Annotated in this window: 2 protein-coding genes and 1 pseudogene; all 3 read right to left on the bottom strand. The window is 35.5% G+C overall.

Annotated features, from left to right (window positions below; all coding sequences use genetic code 11):
* A pseudogene (locus OZD61_RS05900) lies at positions 1 to 521 on the bottom strand (IS3 family transposase); the annotation flags it as partial.
* Between the two features lie 63 nt (positions 522 to 584).
* A complete protein-coding gene (gene guaB, locus OZD61_RS04490; RefSeq protein WP_274980007.1) occupies positions 585 to 2,078 on the bottom strand; it encodes an IMP dehydrogenase in 1,494 nt (497 codons plus the stop codon).
* Positions 2,079 to 2,194: 116 nt separating this feature from the next.
* On the bottom strand, positions 2,195 to 2,995 hold an 801-nt coding region (gene rsmA / locus OZD61_RS04485; protein ID WP_274980006.1), incomplete at its 5' end, for a 16S rRNA (adenine(1518)-N(6)/adenine(1519)-N(6))-dimethyltransferase RsmA.

The following is a 2,995-nucleotide window of genomic DNA, read 5'->3' as shown; positions in this document are numbered from 1 at the left end:
TCTAAGCTTGGTTTTAATGCCATTTTCTTGCATAACACTTTGTACTGTTTTAATTTTTGCCTAAAGCTTTTAATTCAGCGTGAATTTTAGGAGCTCCATATCTGCATTTAGAAGCTTGATGTATTTTTTGAATATCTGCTAGAAGCCCTTCTTTTGCTAATTCTTTACTGCTTTTTTCCTTAGCAACCAATACCACCAGTACAAAACCCTACATAGTTCCTGTGTTTTATAGCAATTTCTATATAAAAGAATACTTTACTCTTTTTCTTTGCCCAGGGCTTTTTTTAAAATGTCTCTTTCTCTTGTTAGTTCTTTTTTTAGATCAAATCTTTCTTTGTCATAAGGAGCTTTTGCCTGGAAATGCGTATGCTCCAGACATTTTTCCATCATATTTTCTTACTTAACATACTACCATCTATACCTAGATCTTTTGCTATTTTTGTACTTGCTTGACCTGTTTCTTTAACCAGCTTAACAGCTTCTAATTTGAATTCTGCCGTATATTCTCTTCTATTTGTCATATTTTGAAAAAACGTTTTATTTTACTCCAAAAACGTCTTAACTTTCTCTCTACTTTTTCTGGACTACTCCGAATCGGTTGACAAATTGGACGCTTGATAAGCATAATTTGGAGCTTCTTGTGTAATGACTATATCATGAGCGTGACTCTCTCTTAATCCTGATGCAGTAATAGTAACAAATTTACAATTTTTTTTCATCTCTTCTATATTCCTATTACCAGTATACCCCATTGCAGCTTGCAATCCGCCAATCAATTGATGGATTACTCCTGAAGCTGGACCTTTGAATGGAACTCTTCCTTCCACTCCTTGTGGAACTAATTTTAGTTTTGAATCTTTATCTTGAAAATAACGGCTAGCTGAACCTCGTTTCATTGCACTAATAGATCCCATTCCTCGATAGCCTTTATATGCTCTGCCCTTATACATAATAATCTCACCTGGGCTTTCGTCAGTGCCAGCAAAAATCGAACCAATCATCACAGAGTCAGCACCAGCTGCAATAGCTTTTGCAACATCTCCTGAGTATTTTACCCCACCATCAGCAATTAGTCTGACGTTTCTTGCTCTACACGCCTCTGCAACATTCTTGATTGCAGAGAATTGTGGCACACCAACACCTGTAACTATTCTGGTTGTACAGATTGATCCTGGTCCTATTCCAACCTTCACTGCATCAACACCTGCATCAATCAACGCTTCAGCAGCCTCCTTTGTTGCAATGTTTCCGCCAATTAATTGCGTATTAGGATACATCTTTTTTATTTCCCTAATGGTATTGATAACGTTTTCGGAATGACCGTGAGCAGTATCCACAACAACTACATCAACTTCTTCTCCGATCAAAGCTTCACATCTGTCTATACCATCTTTTTTACCAGTGCCAATTGCAGCGGCAACTCTGAGACGCCCTTTACTGTCTTTACATGAATTTGGGTATCTATTGTATTTTTCAATGTCTTTAACCGTAATTAAACCTATACAACAAGAATTTTCATCTACGACCAAAAGCTTTTCTATTCTATTTTCATGCAACAATTTCATTGCTGAGGCACTATTCACTCCCTGCTCCCGCACTGTCACTAACTTATCTTTTGTCATCACTTCGGAAACTTTTACATTCATGTTCTGGTCTTCAATAAATCTCACATCTCGGTTAGTTAAAATTCCAACTAACTTGCGTTGATCGACTACAGGAATGCCAGAATAATTGTGCTCTCTCATTAATGAAATTGCTTCCGCAACTGTTTTATCCGGTGAAATCGTAATTGGGTTATACACGATCCAACTTTCATATTTTTTCACCCTTCTTACTTCTAAAACTTGTTCATCTATTGATAAATTCTTATGTATGCAACCTATCCCTCCATGTTGGGCAATAGCTATTGCAAAGCCCGATTCAGTAACAGTATCCATTGCAGAGGATACGAGAGGGATATTTAGTTCTATACTATTTGTTAAATAAGTTTTTGTATCTGCATCGCAAGGCAATATATTAGAATAGGCCGGCAAAAGAAGTATATCGTCAAACGAATAACAAGCTTCCATTTTTTTCATAGGCTTTATTTAAAGCTTATACGCCAATTAATTAAATTGCAATAGGCAAAATTAGCTAGGAGCCTTTAATTGTATAGCTCTAACTGTTTTTAGGAGATAGAAAAGCTATATAGTTGCTAATACATTTTATTGCACAATAAGCATTCTACATTATTTGCCAGCAAACAGAACTGCTCAATAGTTAAGTTTTCTGGACGTTCATTTCCACTCAATTTAGCGTTTTCAAGGACAGTTTCAGCGTGGTTCGTTATATTTTGCAAGCTATTTCTCAGCATCTTTCTTCTTTGAGAAAAAACAGCACGTGTTAATCTTGTTAAGGTTTCCAAATTTACTGCAAATTTTGGGATAGGCAAAGGATTTACTGTAATTACTGAAGAATGTACTTTTGGTCTTGGAAAAAACTCTTTAGGTTCAATATCAAATTCCTTTTTTATATCACATAGTAACTGGCTTAGCACTGATAAGGAACCATAATCTTTAGAATTGGGTCTTGCTGTAATGCGATCTGCTACCTCTTTTTGAAACATTAATGTCAAACTCGTAAAAAATTTTATACTATTTAACCACTTTAAAAATAACGCTACCGAGATATTGTAAGGCAAGTTAGCAATAACTTTAACTGGGCGCTCTATCAGCTCTTCTTCTGTAACATGCAGTGCATCCGCTTCTATAATTCTATACTTTCCTTGATGCTCATTTAGCAGTTGGTCATGGTGTTTTACTAAATCTCTATCTTTTTCTATAGAAAGTAGAGACTTTGGATTATGCACCAATATTTCTCTTGTTAATGCACCATATCCAGGACCAATTTCAATGACATTAAAATTCTCCAGACTACCAGCTAAAGCGACTATTTTTTTTGTTATCTCACTCGATAAAATAAAATTTTGCCCTAGACTCTTTTTTGGTTTCAGTAA

Origin of the sequence: Wolbachia endosymbiont of Drosophila bocki, assembly GCF_028982005.1 — a bacterium.
GTDB classification, from domain to species: Bacteria; Pseudomonadota; Alphaproteobacteria; order Rickettsiales; family Anaplasmataceae; genus Wolbachia; species Wolbachia pipientis.
Note: the sequence above shows the minus strand (reverse complement) of the source record. Positions and strands in the feature narration are given on the sequence as shown.

Bases quoted from the DNA above. Each gene is read 5' to 3' on its own strand.
- guaB (WP_274980007.1), bottom strand. From the start codon at position 2,078: ATGAAAAAAATGGAAGCTTGTTATTCGTTTGACGATATACTTCTTTTG.